This is a genomic window from Citrifermentans bemidjiense Bem, assembly GCF_000020725.1.
In the GTDB taxonomy this organism is placed as follows: Bacteria; Desulfobacterota; Desulfuromonadia; order Geobacterales; family Geobacteraceae; genus Geomonas; species Geomonas bemidjiensis.
On the sequence record NC_011146.1, the window covers coordinates 1,900,598 to 1,917,516 of the forward strand.

Sequence of the window (16,919 nt, forward strand, 5' to 3'; positions counted from 1 at the left end):
TCCCCTTCGATCTGATCCCTCTTTGTTTTATTAAAACTCTTTTAAATTGAACCATTCTGTTTGCCATCACTGTATTTGTTTGCTACATATAAATAATATTGTCTAATTTGTGCCTATTAAAAGGAGAGGGCCGTTGAGAGCTACTGTTTTGATGTCACTGTTTTTCTTGCTTCTGCTATCTAAAGTGGCCTTGGCAGACAGTTATCTTCCTTTGGACAGTCGGCTGTATGGGGACCTGAGGTTTCTTGAAGCAAACGGTGGGATAACCACCGCGCAGTTGTCCACCCTTCCGATCTCGCGCAGGGAGGCGGCCCGGCTGACATCGGAGGCAATCCACAACGTAGCGGCTGACGACTCTTTTCGCGTGCAGGCAGCCCTCGCCCGGCTGAAAAGGGAATTCCGCAGGGAACTGGAGGGTGATACCTCTCCAGAGTTCGTCATGGATACCGTGGATCTGCAGTATATGTACAGTGACGATAAAGGCTTCTTCTGGCAGAAAAACAGGGACGGCGTCGAGGTCAGAGGGGGACACAACCTTTTCCTGAACGCGACCGGTCGTTTCGACAGCAAATACGTAGGCGCAGTGGTCAGGCCCGAGGCGGATCTGTACGAGGCTGATGCCGGGCTTCGGCTGAAAAAGGCCTACCTCCTTGCCAATCTCGGCCGCGAGGAATTCGTGCTGGGGAAAGAAAGCCAGTGGTGGGGTACCGGCATTAACGGTTCGCCGTTGTTGTCGAACAACGCTGACCCGCTGACCATCTTCAAGATCTCCAACAGTGTTCCCTATTTTCCCTTCGGTATCGGCGTCCGCGGCAGCTTCTTTATCTCCAGGCTGGAGGAGGAGCGAACGGATGTAGACCGGCCGATACTGTACGGCCTCCGACTGGACCTGAAGCCTTTTCCCTGGTTGGAACTGGGGTTGGCGAAGACGGCGCTTTTAGGGGGGGAAGGGCGCAATGCCGGTATACGCACCTTCGGCAACAGCTTGTTGGGGCGGGGAGAAAATGAAGAGGGTGAGGCCGGCGATCAAAGAGCCGGCCTGGATGCCAAGGTGGTAATACCGTGGCGAGTGCAGCCGATAACGCTTTCTGTCGAGATGACAGGCGAGGATCAACGCAACAACTTTCCGGAGAAGTGGTTCGGCGTCTACGGTATCTATCTTCCCCGGGTTCTGAGTCTGGAGAGGCTCGAAGTCAGCGCCGAATATGCGGACAACGTGGACGCCACCTACAAAGGGTTCTGGTACACCCATCACATCTATTCCCAAGGGTATACCTATCACGGCAGGATTATCGGTCACTACATCGGAGGCGACGCAAGGGACCTCTTCCTGCGGGGGCAATATCACTTTGACCCCCTGATTCTGTCTCTGTCGTATGAAAATCTTCGCAAGGGGTATCCGGAGAGGTTTCGATGGGAAAGCTTTGAAGCCTCCGCTCTCACCGAACTCTCCAACCAGACCGACCTTACGATTTCCGCAGGCTATGCCAGGGAGGCGGAGAAGAATTTCATCATGCGGATAGGGCTGAGGCATTACTTCATGTGAGGACAGCCGCAAAGACGCTAAGAAAAACCAAAGCTGCAAAAGCTTCTCACGCAAAGCCGCAAAGACGCGGAGAAAGCCAAAAGGTCTCTCCTTTGCGCCTTTGCGTCTTTGCGTGACAGTCCTTGGTTTGCTGCTGCCTTGATTTCCGCAGGGGGGTGTGGCATAGTCCTCCGGGTGCTTCCGGAGGCGAGGTATGAAAAAAGATAACCTTGAAGTGATCCTGGAACAGATGAACAGCAAGTTCGACCTCGTGCTGGAAGGGCATGCTGTACTTCGCAACGAAATCCGCGATCTGAGCCGCAAGACCGACGAACGTTTCGATATGGTAGATTTCAAAATCGAGACTCTGAACAAGAAGATCGACGCCGTCGCCTGCGACCTCTCCGCTCATAGGGCCGATACCGAGGCTCACCATGGCGTATATCGGGTAATGGAGAGCGAATAGCCCCTTCCAAACCGTCTCACGCAAAGCCGCAAAGACGCCAAGAAAAACCCTATTTACAGGGACGAAGGGGATGCATGGGGTAACTGCATAAACCCGAAAGGCTTTAAATGCCTGAACGTTTAAGGTTTTATCCCTTTTATCCCCTTCATCCCTGTTAAATGATTCGTTTTTGTGTTTCCTTTGCGGTCTTTGCGTCTTTGCGTGAGGCGCTCTTTTTCCCCTTTCCCCTTTATTTGTCGACAGATTCGCGCTATATTCACTGACCTGAAAAACGAACCCTTGTCCAAAGGACGCGTGCCGCCATGTACTGCGAATTCTACGGCTTTCGGGAAAGCCCGTTTACCATCACCCCCAATCCCAGGTTCCTTTTCCTCAGTGACCACCACAGGGAGGCGCTCGCGCATCTCTTATACGCCGTGGAAAACCGGGTGGGGTTCGTGGAGCTGACCGGCGAAGTGGGAACCGGCAAGACCACTGTCCTGCGGACCTTCCTGAACCGGCTGGACGGCAGGGGGCACCGCACCGCGCTCATCTTCAATCCCTGCCTCTCTTCCCTGGAACTACTGAAGAGCGTAAACCGCGAGTTCGGGCTTTCCTGCGACAGCGAGAGCCGGGTGGACCTTTTGCAGGTGCTGAACGAATTCCTCCTGGAACAAAAGAGGGCGGGGCACAGCGTGGTGCTGGTAATGGATGAGGCTCAGAATCTCTCCCCGGAGGTGCTGGAGCAGATCCGCCTCATCTCCAACCTGGAAACGGAGACGGACAAGCTGATCCAGATCGTCCTTTCCGGGCAGCCCGAGCTTCTCACCGTGCTGGCGCGCGAGGAACTGAGGCAGTTGAACCAGCGCATCACGGTGCGCTACCACCTGCTTCCGATGGATTTCGAGAACACCCGGCGCTACATTGATCACCGCATGGAACTCGCCGGATGCCACCGCGCGGCGGACTTTTCCGTACCCGCGATGAAGCGGATCTTCCGTTTCTCCGGCGGGGTCCCGAGGCTCGTGAACGTCGTCTGCGACCGGGCCCTTCTCATCGGATTCACCCAGGAGAGCCGTATCATCTCGGGGAGCATGGCGGTGCAGGCCGTCTCCGAGGTGGCCGGACGCGCTCCCTACGGGATAATAGCGAGAATTTTAAGGCGCGTCTTGGGGCGCGTGCCGCGCTGGCTCAACTAAGATCAAAGAAACCGAGGGTTCTTTATGAGTTCTATATTGAAGGCGCTGGAGAAGGTTGAGGATGCGCAAAACCAGAAGCGGAACCCCGGTGCCGGCGGGCTGGGGAGAAAGCGAGAGCGCAGGCCGGCCTGGCTGATCCCCGCCTGGTCATTGGGCGGCGCGGCAGTTGCCACCTTGGTCACCTATGCCATCATGGGGGGATTCGGGAAGTCCGCTCCCCCTGCCGCGCAGGTTGTGGCAACAGCTCCGCAACCCCCGGCTCAACCGGTCGCCCCCGTTGCGAAGGCTGCCGTGTCAGCCACCCCTGCGACGACCGCTCTTGTGACGACTGCTCCTGCGACCGCTCCTGCTGCGCCCGTAAAACCGGTAGCGGCGCCGGTGGCGGTAAAGCCTCAGCAAACAAGGCATGAGGTCAAGACGCCGGTTCGAAAACAGCAAGTTGCGTCTGTCCCCAAACATGCTGCCACACTGGCTGCCAAACCGGCCGCAAAACAGCAACGGTCTGCCAAAGTCCCGGTGCCGCAGGTTCCCGCTCGTCCCGCTGCCGTCTATGCGGCTCCCGCGCTTGCTGCGCCGGTTGCTGCCCAACCGCCGCGCGCCGTTTCTTCCGAGAAGACGCACCAGGAGATCCGGGTGACCGGCATTGCGTGGCAGAACGACAGCCAGTCCAGCTTCGCCATGGTGAACGGCCGCCCGGTTCGGCAGGGTGCGGTGGTCGACGGTTACAAGGTGGAGCAGATATTCGAGGACAGCGTCAGGTTTTCCGGCAGCAAAGGGCCCGTCACCATTCCGCTGGGAGCGTCGGAGCAGTAGGAGGAGACCGTAGTATGTCGGGAGTGAAGTTGAACCGGGAACAATGGGAGGGGCTTTGCGAGCAATGCGGCCTTTGCTGTTTTGAAAAGATTGAGGATGAGGACGGCAGGATTCTGTTTACCTCGACCCCATGCCGCTACCTCGATATCGACACCAGGCGCTGCAAGATCTATCAGAAGCGTTTCAAGATTTTTCCGGAGTGCGTGGAGCTGACCCCAGAGCTGGTCAAGGAGTTGAAGTGGCTGCACAGAAGCTGCGGCTACAAGAAGGCGATGAAAAAAGGGATCATCTAGTAACCCCCTCACGCAAAGCCGCAAAGACGCCAAGAAAAGCTGAAAGCAATTTATTGTTTTTACTTTGCGTGCTTTGCGGCTTTGCGTGACACGCTTATAAACATAAAAGGAGTTGCATATTGGCAAGTGTTGAAAACAGGCAGGTAGCAGCAGCGAGGCTCTCGCAGGGCGATTTCCAGGCGCTACCACTCGACGAGAAGGGGAAGTATCTGAAGACGGCGCCGGCACGGGAGAAGATGGAGCTGATCATCGCGGACCCGAACGCGAAGAGGGTGGCCGCCACCCTGGAGCCCCAGGAGTTTTTCTGGCTGGTCAAGGAGGTGGGCGAGGCCGACGCGGTGGAACTGCTGCAATTAGCGTCCGCCGACCAGTGCATTTTCATCCTGGACATGGAGGCGTGGGAAGGGTGGACCTTCTCCGAGGAGCAGGTGTGTCACTGGCTGGAGAAGTTCATGGAAGGTGGCGAGCCGCGGGTTCACGAGCTCTTGCAGCACCTCGATTTCGACCTGCTGCAGCTTTTCCTGAGCCGTGAGATCGAGGTCGGCGGGGGGGTCGGCGACCAGTCCAACGACCAGGAACGCCTCGCCGAATACGATCACACCTTCGACGGCGTCTTCATGATCAACTTCAAGAACCCCAAGCACAGCCAGCTGGTCGGTTCCTTCCTGTCCATGCTGATCAAGCTGGACAATTCCCTCTACACGGCACTCATGGAAGGGGCCAAGGGGGAGGTGGACCTGGAGTTGGAGGAGCAGTGCCAGAGGTTCCGCACCGGCAGGCTTCAGGACCTCGGCTTCCCCCCGCTGGACGAGGCTCTTTCGATCTACGCCCGGGTGAATCCGGAGCATTTCCAACTGGAAGGGGGGAAGGAGTTGAGCCCGGCAGGGGAGGGGGGGGAACTGGTGCCCGTGAGCGCCGACGAGGGGACCTTCTTTTCCCGCGCGCTCGCCCTCGCCGCCACGCCGACGCTCTACCAGGAGCTGAACTACCTGGTCAACAGCGCGCTGGTCGCGGAAGGAAACGCGTTCCACGAGCCGGAAGCGATGCTGGCCATACTGCGCCGGGTGAGCGGCTATCTCAACATTGCGCTGGAGAGGCTGGCGCCGGCGGACGAGCAGCGGGCCGCCCGGATACTGGTAAGCGAGGAGTTGAAGCGGCTGTTCCACCTGGGCTACAGCATCGTCCTGCAGTTGAAATTCAAGGCCCGGGAGGTCGAGACGACCGACTACGCCTCCGGGAAGCTCCTTTCGGGGCTTAAGGCCAAGCGCCCACGCTTTTACCGCGGGCTGGACCCGGACGGCGTCGACGGCTACCGCGAGTTCAGGGATCTTTCCGACGTCGAGCGCGTGGCCGGTCTTCTGGCCCAGCTAAAGCCGTAAACTCCTAGGGGGACTGGCTCCGATAGGTGCCTGTCCCCCTTGCCCCCCTTGTTCCCACTTCTTCCCCCTTAGACAGTCCCGCCTCAATCCGCCCCTTCTTCGGGGCACAATCCAATTGCAAATCTATTACTCATTGGTAATATCTTTAACATTTGTTCATCGGCCCCGGAGTCGTCTGCTTCGCGGTTGGGGGGAACAAGCGAGACGCGAAAGACGTGCAGTTTCTCCTTAACTACCATCGCAGGCATCGGGGGGGTACGGATGAAGGTGCTAGTTGTCGACGATTCCCGCAACGATCGCAAGATTATCCGCTACAACTTCGAATGGCACGGCTGCGAAGTCCTGGAGGCCTCCAACGGGAAGCAGGGGCTGGAGCTGGCCGCGGCGGAGAAACCCGACCTGATCATCTCCGACTGCCTGATGCCGGTCATGGATGGCTTCCAATTCCTTCACGAAATTAAGAAATTTCAGGACACAAAAACCATCCCCTTCATCTTCTATTCCGCCGTCTATACCGGGAGCCGCGAGGCGGAATTGGCGGCTTCCCTCGGAGCTCGCGCTTTCCTGGCAAAACCCATGCGTCCCGAGGAGCTTTGGGATGAGGTGGGGAGGTTGATGGCTGCGGAGCCGGCCGGCGAGGTGGTGGAGCAAAAGCCGTGGCCTGAAGAGGAATTCCTCAAGAATTACAGCCAGCTGGTAGCAGGCAAGCTGGAGGAAAAGGTCCGCGAGCTGACCGAAACGAACGAAAGCCTCCTCCGGCTGAACAGCGAACTGGAGCGCAGGGTGGTGGAGCGGACCTCTCAACTGGAGGCCGCCAACCGCGAGCTCGACATGTTCAGCTATTCCATTTCCCACGACCTGCGCGCCCCTTTGCGGCACCTGGAGGGGTTCAGCCAGGCGCTGATCGACGAATACGCCACCAAGCTGAACCACACGGGCAAAGAGTACCTGGAGCGGCTCAGGAAGTCCGCTCGACGTCTGACGGACATGATAGACGCGCTGCTGGAACTGTCGCGGCACACCAGGGGGAAGCTGGTCAAGGAGAGCGTGGATATAACCTCTATTGCCAAGGAGGTAGCGGCTCAACTGGCGCGGTCACAGCCGGAGCGGAAGGTGTCGATCGAGGTGGCGGAGGGGATGATGGTGCGCGGGGACACGCGGTTGTTGAAGGTGGTGCTGGAGCAGGTGATCGGCAACGCCTGGAAGTTCACCGAGCCGCGAGGGGACGAGGCGCTGGTAGAGGTCTTTCCCACCGAGCTTGAAGGGCGTCCCGCCTACGCGGTCAGGGACAACGGGGTCGGTTTCCAGATGGAGTATGCGGACAAGCTCTTCTCCCCCTTCCAGAGGCTGCACGCCCAAGACGAGTTCCCGGGCCGGGGGATCGGGCTTGCCATCGCCAGGAGGATAATCACCCGCCATGGAGGGAAGATCGAGGCGCAGGCCGAACTGGGGAAGGGCGCCACCTTCACCTTCAGCGTCTAGCTTTCCTTAAGCACCCGGCCAACCAGTTCCCCATCTTTGGCCCCGGTCACCTGTACCGTTACCTCGCGGTTCACCAGCCCCTTGCTTTCTTCGATCAGCACGGTCAGGTAGTTTCTGGAGAGTCCCTTCTCCCCCTTTTGCACCAGGACCCGAAGCTCGCGACCCACAAATCCCGCCGCATAATCCGATTTCTTCCGCTCCGACAGTACCCTCAGCGCCTCGGCCCGCTCCTTGATCACCTTGGGATGCACCTGCGGCGTCATGGTCGCCGCCGGCGTGCCGGGGCGCTGCGAGAAGGGGAACACATGCAGGTACGCGAGCGGTAGCGAGTCGATGAAGCGGTAGGTCTCGTCGAACTCCTGGTCGCTTTCCCCGGGGAACCCGGCGATCACGTCGGAACCGATGCAGACCTCCGGCATCGCCGACGCGAGCGACTGCACCACCTCGCGGAAAAGGGCGGTGTCGTAGCCGCGGTTCATGCGGGAGAGGACGCTGTCCGAGCCGCTTTGCAGCGGCAGGTGGAGGTGCGGGCAGACCATGGGCGAGCGGGCCATGAAGTCGATCAGTTGCTTTGACACCTCGGTCGGCTCTACCGATCCGATCCTCAGGCGCCGCACCACACCTTGTTCCTGGGCCTTCTGCATCAGGCCGAGGAGGTCTGTGGCGGGGGCCAGGTCGAGTCCGTAGGCGCCCAGGTGGATCCCGGTCAAGACGATCTCCTGGAAACCCTGGGCGGCGAAGGCGGCCATGCCGTCTAGGGCCTCCTGGACGGCCACGCTCCTGCTGGCCCCCCTGGCGTAGGGGACGATGCAGTAGGCGCAGCGCGCGTCGCAGCCGTTTTGCACCTGCAGAAAGGCGCGGGTGTGCTCGGCGAAGGTCTCCAGCGGCGCCGTATCCCCGGTCTTTTCCAGCGAGATGTCGCTCACCACGGCCCGCGGCTGGTCGTCCATCCCTTCCAGGAAACCGACGATGTCCTTCTTCTCGCTGTTGCCGAGGATCAGGTTGACCCCGGCCAGCTTCAGCAGTTCCTCCGCGTTCATTTGGGCGTAGCAGCCGGTGACGACCACGCGCGCTTCCGGGTTCAGGCGGGTGGCGCGCCGGATCAGCCGGCGCGATTCCGCGTCGGTCTTCGCCGTCACGGTGCAGCTGTTGATGACGTAGATGTCGGCCTTATCCGAGAAGGGGACCATGCTGTAGCCGTTTTGCTCCAGCGCCTGGGTCATGGCGGCCGATTCGAACTGGTTGATCTTGCAACCGAGGGTGGTTATGGCGATGGTCTTACTCATAAATCCTTTTTCTCACGCAAAGCCGCAAAGACGCAAAGACGAAAATCGATCTCACGCAAAGACGCAAAGACGCAAAGAAAACCTTAAAACATATTTAACAGGGATGAAGGGGATAAACGGGATAAATCACAACCAAAAGATTGGTTTAACCTTAATCTTAATCTTAATCTTGTTTTTTGGCTTTACCCGAGTCTCTTCTTGAGCTGTTCGTGCTCGGCGGCGAGCGCCGCGTATTTCCTTTCCAGCTCGCGGATCTGGTCGAAGAGGCAGGATATCGCTTTCGCCTCCGGGTCGGGCATCTTGCCATGCTCCAGGTCCAGGCGCTCCTGCGGCTTCTCGGTGGCCATCACCACGCGCCCGGGGATACCTACCACGGTGGAGTTGGGGGGGACTTCTTTAACCACCACGGAGTTCGAACCCACCTTGCTGTCCTTGCCGACGGTGAAGGGGCCGAGGATCTTGGCGCCGGAACCGATCACCACGTTGTCCATCAGGGTCGGATGCCGTTTGACCTTTTCCCAACTCACCCCGCCCAGGGTGACGCCGTGGTACAGGGTGACGTTTTCGCCGATCTCGGCGGTCTCCCCGATCACCACCCCCATGCCGTGGTCGATGAAGAACCCTTGCCCAATGGTTGCACCCGGATGTATCTCAACGCCGGTCATGAACCGGCCGATGTGGGAGGTAAAGCGCCCCAGGAACCAGAATTCGTGCTTCCAAAACCAGTGCGAGATCCTGTGGAACCAGATAGCATGGAGCCCAGGGTAACAGAAAATCACCTCCAGCACGCTTCTTGCCGCCGGATCTCTGTCAAAAACTGCCTGTATGTCCGATTTCAGTCTGGAAAACATCGGTACCCCCCTAGGCTTCAGTACGGTAGAGAACAACTACAACTCCGTCCGCTTTTTGTCGTAACATACCACACTGTTTACGTCAATTATTAACTGCCGGGACCGTCTCGCGCCCGCTCGCTGCGCTCACTCAAGCCGCAAAAACGCAAAGTAGAAGCAAACCCTCAACCCCTTTTAACAGGGTCACGCCCGCTCGCTACGCTCACTCAAGCCGCAAAGACGCAAAGTAGAAGCAAACCCTCAACCCCTTTTACAGGGATGAAGGGGATAAAAGGGATAAAACCAAGGAACCGAATGGGTTTAAATCTTTACCTTAATCTCAATCTCAATCTCAATCTCAATCTCTATCTTTATCTGTTCTTTGCCAGCAGTTCCAGCGCTTGCGCGAGCGGGTCGCTATTTCCCTCGACCCAGTTGATCGCGATGCCGTTTGTTTGCATCTTCCTGAACCAGTTCTCCTGTTTCTTGGCGAAGTCGTGGATGGCGCTGTTCAACTTCTGGAACATGTCGTTTCTGGAAAGCTCCCCTTTCAGGTAGCGCGCGAGGTAACGGTACTCGAGCCCGTAGAATTCGAGCTGCTCCCAGGAGGTCCCCATGGCGTGCAGCCGCTCCACCTCTTCGACCATCCCTTGTTCCATCCTCTCTTTGAGCCTTTTGGTGATCCGCTCCCGCAACTGCGCGCGCTCCCACCGTATCCCTATGGTGAGAGGTGTCAACTCGGGCCAGTCGTCGCCTGCCTCGCCCCGGTATTCCGCGATTTCTATCGCCCGTATCAGGCGGGCGCGCTCGGTGAGGTCGGTGCTGTTGTGAAGCCTTGGGTTGGAGCGGACCAGCCGGGAGGCGAGTTCATCCATGGAGAGGGGGGCGAGTTCTTCCCTGAGAGCCGGGTCCTGCGGCACTTCGGTGAGCCGGTAGCCGCGCAGCACGCAGTCGAGGTACATGCCGCTTCCCCCCACCAGCACCGGGAAGGCCCCCCTGCTGCAGATGTCGGTGAAGGCTGCGAGGAAAAGCCGCTGGAACTGGAAGAGGTTGAATTCGTGCCCCGCCGGTGCCACGTCGATGAGGTGGTAGGGTATCCCCTGGTACTCGTGCAGATCTTTTCCCGTGCCGATGTCCATGCCGCAGTAGACCTGGCGCGAGTCGGCGGAGATGATCTCGCCGTTCAGCCTGCCGGCGAGTTGCACCCCGAGCCTCGTCTTGCCTGAGGCGGTCGCACCGAGAATTACCAGCAGGTTCGGGATGCGCTCGGGTGTCTCCGTCTCGTCCGTCAACGCCGGCCGCTCGCTTTCAGCAGGTTGACCCCCTTCAGAAGGTCGAGCGCCCGGGCCAGTTGGTTGTCGGCTTTAAGGAGGTCCTGCTCTTTCAACTCCTTGCTGCTCGGCTTTTGCTGCGGTTTCGCGGGGGGCGCCGAATGCGGTTTCGCGGGGGACGCCGGGCGCGGCGGCGCCGGAGCCTGGTCCATGTGCCCGTCCAGATCCTGCTCGCGGATCTCCAATTCCTTTGCATCCTTTTGCTTGTCTTTAGCGGGGGCGGGCTTGGCAAACTCCACCACGATGTCGGGGGTGATTCCCTTGGCCTGGATGGAGCGCCCGCTGGGGGTGTAGTAGCGGGCTGTGGTCAACTTCAGGCCGTCGCCGTTGTCGAGCGTCATCACCGACTGGACGCTTCCTTTGCCAAAGCTCTGGGTCCCCATGATGACGGCCCTCTTGTGGTCCTGCAGCGCTCCGGCGACGATCTCGGAGGCGCTGGCGCTGCCGCCGTTTATGAGCACCACGATCGGGTAGCGGGGCTCCTTGTCGCCGACGGTCGCGGTAAGGCTTCTATCCATCGCTGCCTCGCGCCCTTTGGTGGTGACGATGACCCCTGAGGAAAGCCCCTCGCCGATGAAGCGGTTGGCGACGCGGCAGGCCTGGTCCACCAGTCCGCCCGGGTTGAACCGGAGGTCCAGCACGAGGCCAGAAAGCGGCTGGCCGTTATCGGCGGCAAGCGTTTTCAGTGCCTTTTCGAAGTCCTCGCCGGTGCGCTCCTGGAATTCGCCGATCCGGATATAGCCGTACCCAGGCTCAAGGAGCCTCCCTTTCAGGCTCTTGGTCTTGATGATGGCACGCACCAGGCGGAAGGTGAGAGGGGACGACTTACCCTCGCGCAGTATGCCGAGGGTTACCGAGGTTCCTGGGGTTCCGCGCATGCGGCTTACGCACTGGTTGATGTTGAGGTCGGCGGTAGGTTTACCGTCGATGGTCCAGATGTGGTCGCCGGACTGGATCCCGGCCCGGAAGGCGGGGGTGTCCTCGATGGGGGCGTTCACCATCAGCTTGCCGTTGCGCATCTCCAGTTCGATCCCGAGGCCGCCGAAGGCACCGGCCATGTGCACCTTCATTTCGGTATAGTCGGTTGCTGGGAGATAGTTGCTGTGTGGGTCGAGCGTCGCCAGCATCCCGTTGATGGCGACGGCCATGAGCTTCTTGTCGTCGACCTTGTCCACGTAGCTTTGCTTGACGATGTTGACGACGTCGCGGAACATCTCGAGGTACTCGGCCTCGCTTCTCTTGGCCCGCTCCTCCCGGTCCATCAGGGGAAGCATCAAGACGAGCGAGAGGAGGAGAAAAATCACGGCAAATGCGGCGAAAACCTTTTTTGACATCGGTAGAGCCTTTATCTGTAAAATCGCGTGGATAGTTGGGCGGCCTGCTAATGTAATTTCTGCCGAGAAAGATGTCAACTGCTATTGGGGGGATGGAGGGGGGCACAGGCGGTAAGTCGTCCCCTCCGAGGAGCTCCTGGCTGGGAAACCCGTTGACATTGCGGCTCCTTTTGATGCATAACCCAATCCAAACCCAAGCTCCGGAGGCAGTAATGGAGAAAATGATCAGGCACTTCAAGGCGCGGTTCATCACCGGGCTCTTCGTCGTGGTCCCGCTCGGCATCACCATATTCATTCTCAAGTTTCTCTTCAACTTCGCCGACGGCATCCTCGGCACGTATCTCGACGCGCTTTTGTCGGCCTTTCTCGACAATCCGTACCACATCCCCGGCCTGGGGATGCTCACCGGCGCGATCGTCATCTACGTCTCCGGGGTGCTCGCCACCAACGTCATGGGAACCAGGATTATCAGGTGGTGGGACCAGCTACTCTCCAGGATCCCCCTGGTCAAGTCCATCTACGGGTCGAGCAAGCAGCTGACGCAGGTGTTCAAGGAAGGAAAATCGTCCTACCGCCGGGCGGTCTTCGTGGAATGGCCGAGGCCAGGCGTGCGCGCGGTGGGGTTCGTCACCGCGGAGGTGGTGCGCGAGGGGCAGAAACTGGTGGTGGTCTATGTACCGACCATGCCGAACCCGACCTCCGGCTTCGCCCTCTTTTTCAAGGAAGCTGAGGTGCACGACTGCGGCATGTCGGTCGAGGACGCGGTCAAGTTCGTGGTCTCGGGCGGGGCCGTGGTGCAGTAAGGGAGGCATTATGAAGATAGTGGTCCTGGATGGATATACGCTGAACCCGGGCGACAACCCCTGGGACGAGGTCGCCTCCTTCGGCGACCTCACGCTCTACGACCGCACCCCTGCCGAGATGGTGGTGGAGCGCTCCCGCGGAGCGCAGGTGCTCCTTACCAACAAGACGGTGCTCTCGGCGGCGACCTTGGCTGCGCTCCCGGAACTGAGGCTCGTCTGCGTGCTGGCGACCGGCTACAACGTGGTCGACCTGGAAAAGAGCGCGCAGCTGGGGATACCGGTGGTCAACGTCCCGGAGTACGGCAGCGACTCGGTGGCCCAGCACGCCATAGCCCTCCTCCTGGAACTCACCAACCGGGTGGCGCAGTACCATCAGGCCGTGGCCCGCGGCGATTGGTCCGCCTCTCCCGACTTCACCCTGGTGGGAGAGCCTTTGACGGAACTTTGCGGCAGGAGCATCGGCATCGTGGGGCTCGGGAGGATAGGGGCGCGGGTGGCGCGCATCGCACAGGCGCTGGGGATGGAGGTTCTGGCTTACAACCCGAGGCACCGGGTGGCCCCGGAAGGGATCTCTTTGCGCTGGCTTAGTCTGGACCAGCTTTTCAGCCAGGCCGACGTGGTGAGCCTGCACTGCCCGCTCAATGATGAAAACGAAGGGATGGTGAACCAAAGGACCCTGTCGCTGATGAAGCCGCAGGCGCTCCTTATCAACACCTCCCGCGGCGGGCTCGTCGTCGAGCGCGACCTAGCCGAGGCTTTGAACCGCGGGAGCATCGCCGGCGCCGCGGTCGACGTCGCCGCTAGGGAGCCGATACCCGCGGACAGCCCGCTTTTGCTGGCCAAGAACTGCATCGTCACCCCGCATATCGCCTGGGCGACACTTGCCGCCCGGCGCAGGCTGATGGCGGCGACCGCCGCCAACATCGCCTCCTTCCTGGCGGGGAAACCGCAAAACGTGGTGAACGGGGTGCAGTGATAGCGCTTGGGAACCCATGCGGCGCAAACCTCCAGCTTTGCCTCCGTGGGAAGCTGGAGCTTCGCAGGGTCCTTGCGTTCCCAAGGTGGACCTTGGGAACGAGATGCAACGAGATGGACGTGGTGAATCGCCGGCGCCGCCCGGCATGCGGCGCCTTTAGGAAGGATTTTCTACTTAGAGCGCGAAGGGGAGGGCTGGGGGGCACCCGGAACTATGGGAGAGAGGTTGATGGGGGCCAGTTTCGCCAGGCGTCCCTTCCACTTCTGCGGGTTCACCGGGATGGCCTTGCCCGAAGGAGATCCGCGCTCCGCCCATTGCAGGGTGTAATAGTCCCTGTCCCCCTTGATCACCACGACCAGCGCCGATTCGCTGGACATTCCGCTTCCCCCCGGGGTAGCGCCGCAGCTCACCACCGCGACGATGTGGTCGTAACCCCGCTCGTTTTTCCCTTCCTTCAGGATCTTGCCGCTATATGTATCCGGACACGACTTCTCGAACCCACCGGCAACGGCACCGGCGAAGCTGCGCGGGGTGACGTCGGGGTTGCCGGCCAGCCCCTTGGCGCCGGTGACGGTGACCATCTGGGTCCAGCTCTCCACCGTTTCGCCGGTGGGCACCGCCTCGCGCAGGTAGCTGGTTTTGTTGCCGTCTTCCCAGACCGTGGTGAACCCGGCGGGGAGGGTGAAGGAGACCAACTGGCTGAAGATGGGTGAGATGACCGTATATCCCGGCGCGGATGTTTTCTTGCCGCTGCTCCGCTTGTTGTTTTCCCCTGCCTCGGACACCCCCGCAACACCCAGGGAAAGCATCAGGGTCGCTGTAATTGCTTCCTTTATCATCGTTGCTACCTCCTTTTGGGCTCCTGCTCGTTGGTGCTGTCGGTTTTTTTGCGTGCCTCCTGTATTGGGTTAGCCAGTCCTCATTGCAAAAAGCTTCCACAGGTTATCAGAGTAACCCTTGCGCACAAGCCGAGCGCTCGGGCCATCCTGAACTGCGAGCGGGGGAGGGACTCTTATCGACCCCTTGTATACGCGAAAGGACGCGGCATTTTGAGCCTCCATTTTTGTCTTTTGGGTGCAACCTGCCGATTTCTCGCCGAAATGCCGCGGCGGCGCCGCGCGTCCACACAGTTTGTGGATAGCGCTGTGGAAAAGAGGTGGAGATCGGGCAAAACCGTCATCAAATTACCAGCATCTGCGATTTGCCTAAAAAATGATCAGTACAAATGTAACGGCGTTAGAATGGTTGCAGTAATAATTCCGGCCACTTAGCGTAAAGCGCTGCGTGGTGGGCGGAATTTCTGTCAAGCTTTTTTTACGGCTAGGAGTGAGGTTCCGGTTTTGCCTGGGAAGGCGCCGGGGCTGCCGGCGGCATGGCCCATTCTATGTCTTGACATGCCTTAAACGCTGTGCTAATTGATAAAACCTTTTTATTACAGGAACTTGATTTCCTGGGTGTGGCGATGAGCCGCAAGGTTACAAGGAGGGTGTTCCATGTCGCAACAGATAGAGTTGACGGTCGGTGCGTTGCTGGACGACATTGCCGGGAAATTCCCCGACAACGAGGCGCTGATCTACGTGGAGCGGGGATTGCGCTACAGCTATCGTGAGTTCAACGAGCGCTGCCGCCAGGTGGCGAAGGGCCTTTTGCGCATGGGGGTCAAGAAGGGTGACCACCTCGCCATCTGGGCCTACAACGTTCCGGAATGGGTCGTGCTGCAGTTCGCCACCGCGAAGATCGGCGCCGTGCTCGTCACCGTCAACACGAGCTACAAGTCCGCCGAGCTCGAGTACATAATGAAGCAGTCCGATTCGAAATTCCTGTTCCTGGTGCAGGGGTTCAAGGACACCGACTATATCCGGACCTTGGCCGCCGTGGTGCCGGAGCTTGCCGAAAGCGAGCCGGGAAAACTCGAAAGCCGCGACCTGCCGTTTTTGAAGCACGTGGTTTTTCTTGGAGAAGGGGCCCCCGCGGGGACCATCAATTTCGAGAAGATCGTGGAGCTTGGGCGCGAGGTCCCGGACGCGGAACTTCACGCGGTGGAAAAGACCCTCTCGGTGCACGACGTCATCAACATGCAGTACACCTCCGGCACCACCGGCTTCCCCAAAGGGGTCATGCTGACCCACCACAACTTGGTCAACAACGGCTTCAATATCGGCGAGTGCATGCGCTTTACCGAAAAGGACCGGCTCTGCATCCCGGTTCCCTTCTTCCACTGCTTCGGCTGCGTCCTGGCCGTCATGGCCTGCGTCACCCACGGCTCCACCATGGTGCCGGTGGAGATCTTCGATCCTTTGAAGGTGCTCCAGGCGGTGGAAAAGGAGCGCTGCACCGCGCTGCACGGCGTCCCGACCATGTTCATCGCCGAGCTTGAGCACCCCCGCTTCCCGGAGTTCGATCTCACCTCGCTTAGGACCGGGATCATGGCCGGCTCCAACTGCCCCATAGAGGTGATGCGCCGGGTGATCCGGGACATGCACGCCAGCGAGATCACCATCGCCTACGGGCAGACCGAGTCCTCCCCGGTCATCACCCAGACCCGCACCGACGACCCGATCGAGCTGAAGGTCTCCACGGTGGGGAGGGTGCTCCCCAACGTGGAGCTTAAAATCGTGGACATCGAGAGCGGCGCCGAGCTTCCGCCGGGGAAGCAGGGGGAACTCTGCACCCGCGGTTACCTGGTCATGAAGGGGTACTACAAGATGCCGGAGGAAACAGCCAAGGCGATCGACGCCGACGGCTGGCTTCATACCGGAGACCTCGCGGTCATGGACGAAAACGGCTACTGCAAGATCACCGGCAGGATCAAGAACATGATCATCCGCGGCGGCGAGAACATCTATCCCCGCGAGATCGAGGAATTCCTCTACACCCACCCGAATATCTCCGACGTTCAGGTCTACGGTGTGCCGGACCGCAAATACGGGGAGCAGGTGATGGCGGCCGTGGTTCTGAAGCAGGGAAGCGAGATGTCCGAGGCGGAGGTCAAGGAGTTCTGCCGCGGCCGGATCGCCAACTACAAGATCCCGAAGTACGTCCGCTTCGTCGACTCCTATCCCATGACCGCCAGCGGCAAGATCCAGAAGTTCAAGCTGCGGGAAATGGCGATACGCGAGCTGCAGCTTGAGGAAAATATCTGAAAAGACGCCGCATCGCTTTTTAACCTGCCGTTATCATTGCTGTCTTGTTGACGGCAGGGGCTTTGTGAGTTATCTTTCCT

At 59.6% G+C, this 16,919-nt stretch carries 15 protein-coding genes; 10 read left to right on the forward strand and 5 right to left on the reverse strand.

Annotated elements, in window-relative coordinates:
* Positions 1–277: 277 nt before the first annotated feature.
* From GBEM_RS08220 to GBEM_RS08250, 7 genes are all read left to right on the forward strand, one after another.
* Positions 278–1,546, forward strand: coding sequence for a capsule assembly Wzi family protein (locus GBEM_RS08220; protein WP_226373942.1), 1,269 nt, complete (start codon positions 278–280; stop codon positions 1,544–1,546).
* Positions 1,547–1,739: 193 nt separating this feature from the next.
* Positions 1,740–1,991 (forward strand): hypothetical protein, encoded by a 252-nt coding sequence (locus GBEM_RS08225; protein WP_012530071.1) that lies wholly within the window; start codon positions 1,740–1,742, stop codon positions 1,989–1,991.
* A 302-nt stretch (positions 1,992–2,293) separates the two neighbouring features.
* Positions 2,294–3,169, forward strand: coding sequence for an ExeA family protein (locus GBEM_RS08230; RefSeq protein ID WP_012530072.1), 876 nt, complete (start codon positions 2,294–2,296; stop codon positions 3,167–3,169).
* Between the two features lie 24 nt (positions 3,170–3,193).
* Entirely contained in the window at positions 3,194–3,982 is a 789-nt protein-coding gene (locus GBEM_RS08235; RefSeq protein WP_012530073.1) for a hypothetical protein, read from the forward strand.
* A gap of 14 nt (positions 3,983–3,996) precedes the next feature.
* A complete protein-coding gene (locus tag GBEM_RS08240) occupies positions 3,997–4,275 on the forward strand; it encodes a YcgN family cysteine cluster protein (RefSeq protein WP_012530074.1) in 279 nt (92 codons plus the stop codon).
* Positions 4,276–4,394: 119 nt separating this feature from the next.
* Positions 4,395–5,654, forward strand: coding sequence for a DUF6178 family protein (locus GBEM_RS08245; protein WP_012530075.1), 1,260 nt, complete (start codon positions 4,395–4,397; stop codon positions 5,652–5,654).
* A 261-nt stretch (positions 5,655–5,915) separates the two neighbouring features.
* Positions 5,916–7,136 carry a response regulator gene (locus GBEM_RS08250; RefSeq protein ID WP_012530076.1) on the forward strand — a complete coding sequence of 407 codons (1,221 nt, stop codon included), beginning with the start codon at positions 5,916–5,918 and terminating at the stop codon, positions 7,134–7,136.
* Here GBEM_RS08250 and mtaB read toward each other — a convergent pair.
* From mtaB to GBEM_RS08270, 4 genes are all read right to left on the reverse strand, one after another.
* Positions 7,133–8,422 carry a tRNA (N(6)-L-threonylcarbamoyladenosine(37)-C(2))-methylthiotransferase MtaB gene (mtaB, locus tag GBEM_RS08255; RefSeq protein ID WP_012530077.1) on the reverse strand — a complete coding sequence of 430 codons (1,290 nt, stop codon included), beginning with the start codon at positions 8,420–8,422 and terminating at the stop codon, positions 7,133–7,135. The two genes, GBEM_RS08250 and mtaB, sit on opposite strands and share 4 nt — an antisense overlap.
* A gap of 182 nt (positions 8,423–8,604) precedes the next feature.
* A complete protein-coding gene (cysE, locus tag GBEM_RS08260; RefSeq protein WP_012530078.1) occupies positions 8,605–9,273 on the reverse strand; it encodes a serine O-acetyltransferase in 669 nt (222 codons plus the stop codon).
* Positions 9,274–9,623: 350 nt separating this feature from the next.
* The gene (miaA, locus tag GBEM_RS08265; RefSeq protein WP_012530079.1) at positions 9,624–10,544 is read right to left on the reverse strand and encodes a tRNA (adenosine(37)-N6)-dimethylallyltransferase MiaA; all 921 of its coding nucleotides are present in this window, start codon (positions 10,542–10,544) and stop codon (positions 9,624–9,626) included.
* Complete coding sequence (locus GBEM_RS08270; protein ID WP_012530080.1) at positions 10,541–11,917, reverse strand: S41 family peptidase; 1,377 nt, start codon at positions 11,915–11,917, stop codon at positions 10,541–10,543. The genes miaA and GBEM_RS08270 overlap by 4 nt, the downstream gene beginning before the upstream one ends.
* A gap of 212 nt (positions 11,918–12,129) precedes the next feature.
* On the opposite strand from GBEM_RS08270, the gene GBEM_RS08275 reads away from it, so the two are divergent.
* A complete protein-coding gene (locus GBEM_RS08275) occupies positions 12,130–12,720 on the forward strand; it encodes a DUF502 domain-containing protein (protein WP_012530081.1) in 591 nt (196 codons plus the stop codon).
* A gap of 10 nt (positions 12,721–12,730) precedes the next feature.
* The gene (locus GBEM_RS08280; RefSeq protein ID WP_012530082.1) at positions 12,731–13,696 is read left to right on the forward strand and encodes a D-2-hydroxyacid dehydrogenase; all 966 of its coding nucleotides are present in this window, start codon (positions 12,731–12,733) and stop codon (positions 13,694–13,696) included.
* Between the two features lie 170 nt (positions 13,697–13,866).
* Here the strand turns inward: GBEM_RS08280 and GBEM_RS08285 are convergent, their stop codons facing one another.
* A complete protein-coding gene (locus GBEM_RS08285) occupies positions 13,867–14,535 on the reverse strand; it encodes a hypothetical protein (protein WP_012530083.1) in 669 nt (222 codons plus the stop codon).
* Positions 14,536–15,189: 654 nt separating this feature from the next.
* Between GBEM_RS08285 and GBEM_RS08290 the strand changes: the two genes are divergently transcribed.
* Complete coding sequence (locus tag GBEM_RS08290; protein ID WP_012530084.1) at positions 15,190–16,839, forward strand: AMP-binding protein; 1,650 nt, start codon at positions 15,190–15,192, stop codon at positions 16,837–16,839.
* Positions 16,840–16,919: the final 80 nt, after the last annotated feature.

Coding starts and splice junctions, on each gene's coding strand:
- GBEM_RS08225 (WP_012530071.1), top strand. CDS start 1,740: ATGAAAAAAGATAACCTTGAAGTGATCCTGGAACAGATGAACAGCAAG.
- GBEM_RS08230 (WP_012530072.1), top strand. CDS start 2,294: ATGTACTGCGAATTCTACGGCTTTCGGGAAAGCCCGTTTACCATCACC.
- GBEM_RS08235 (WP_012530073.1), top strand. CDS start 3,194: ATGAGTTCTATATTGAAGGCGCTGGAGAAGGTTGAGGATGCGCAAAAC.
- GBEM_RS08240 (WP_012530074.1), top strand. CDS start 3,997: ATGTCGGGAGTGAAGTTGAACCGGGAACAATGGGAGGGGCTTTGCGAG.
- GBEM_RS08250 (WP_012530076.1), top strand. CDS start 5,916: ATGAAGGTGCTAGTTGTCGACGATTCCCGCAACGATCGCAAGATTATC.
- mtaB (WP_012530077.1), bottom strand. CDS start 8,422: ATGAGTAAGACCATCGCCATAACCACCCTCGGTTGCAAGATCAACCAG.
- cysE (WP_012530078.1), bottom strand. CDS start 9,273: ATGTTTTCCAGACTGAAATCGGACATACAGGCAGTTTTTGACAGAGAT.
- GBEM_RS08270 (WP_012530080.1), bottom strand. CDS start 11,917: ATGTCAAAAAAGGTTTTCGCCGCATTTGCCGTGATTTTTCTCCTCCTC.
- GBEM_RS08275 (WP_012530081.1), top strand. CDS start 12,130: ATGGAGAAAATGATCAGGCACTTCAAGGCGCGGTTCATCACCGGGCTC.
- GBEM_RS08280 (WP_012530082.1), top strand. CDS start 12,731: ATGAAGATAGTGGTCCTGGATGGATATACGCTGAACCCGGGCGACAAC.
- GBEM_RS08285 (WP_012530083.1), bottom strand. CDS start 14,535: ATGATAAAGGAAGCAATTACAGCGACCCTGATGCTTTCCCTGGGTGTT.
- GBEM_RS08290 (WP_012530084.1), top strand. CDS start 15,190: ATGTCGCAACAGATAGAGTTGACGGTCGGTGCGTTGCTGGACGACATT.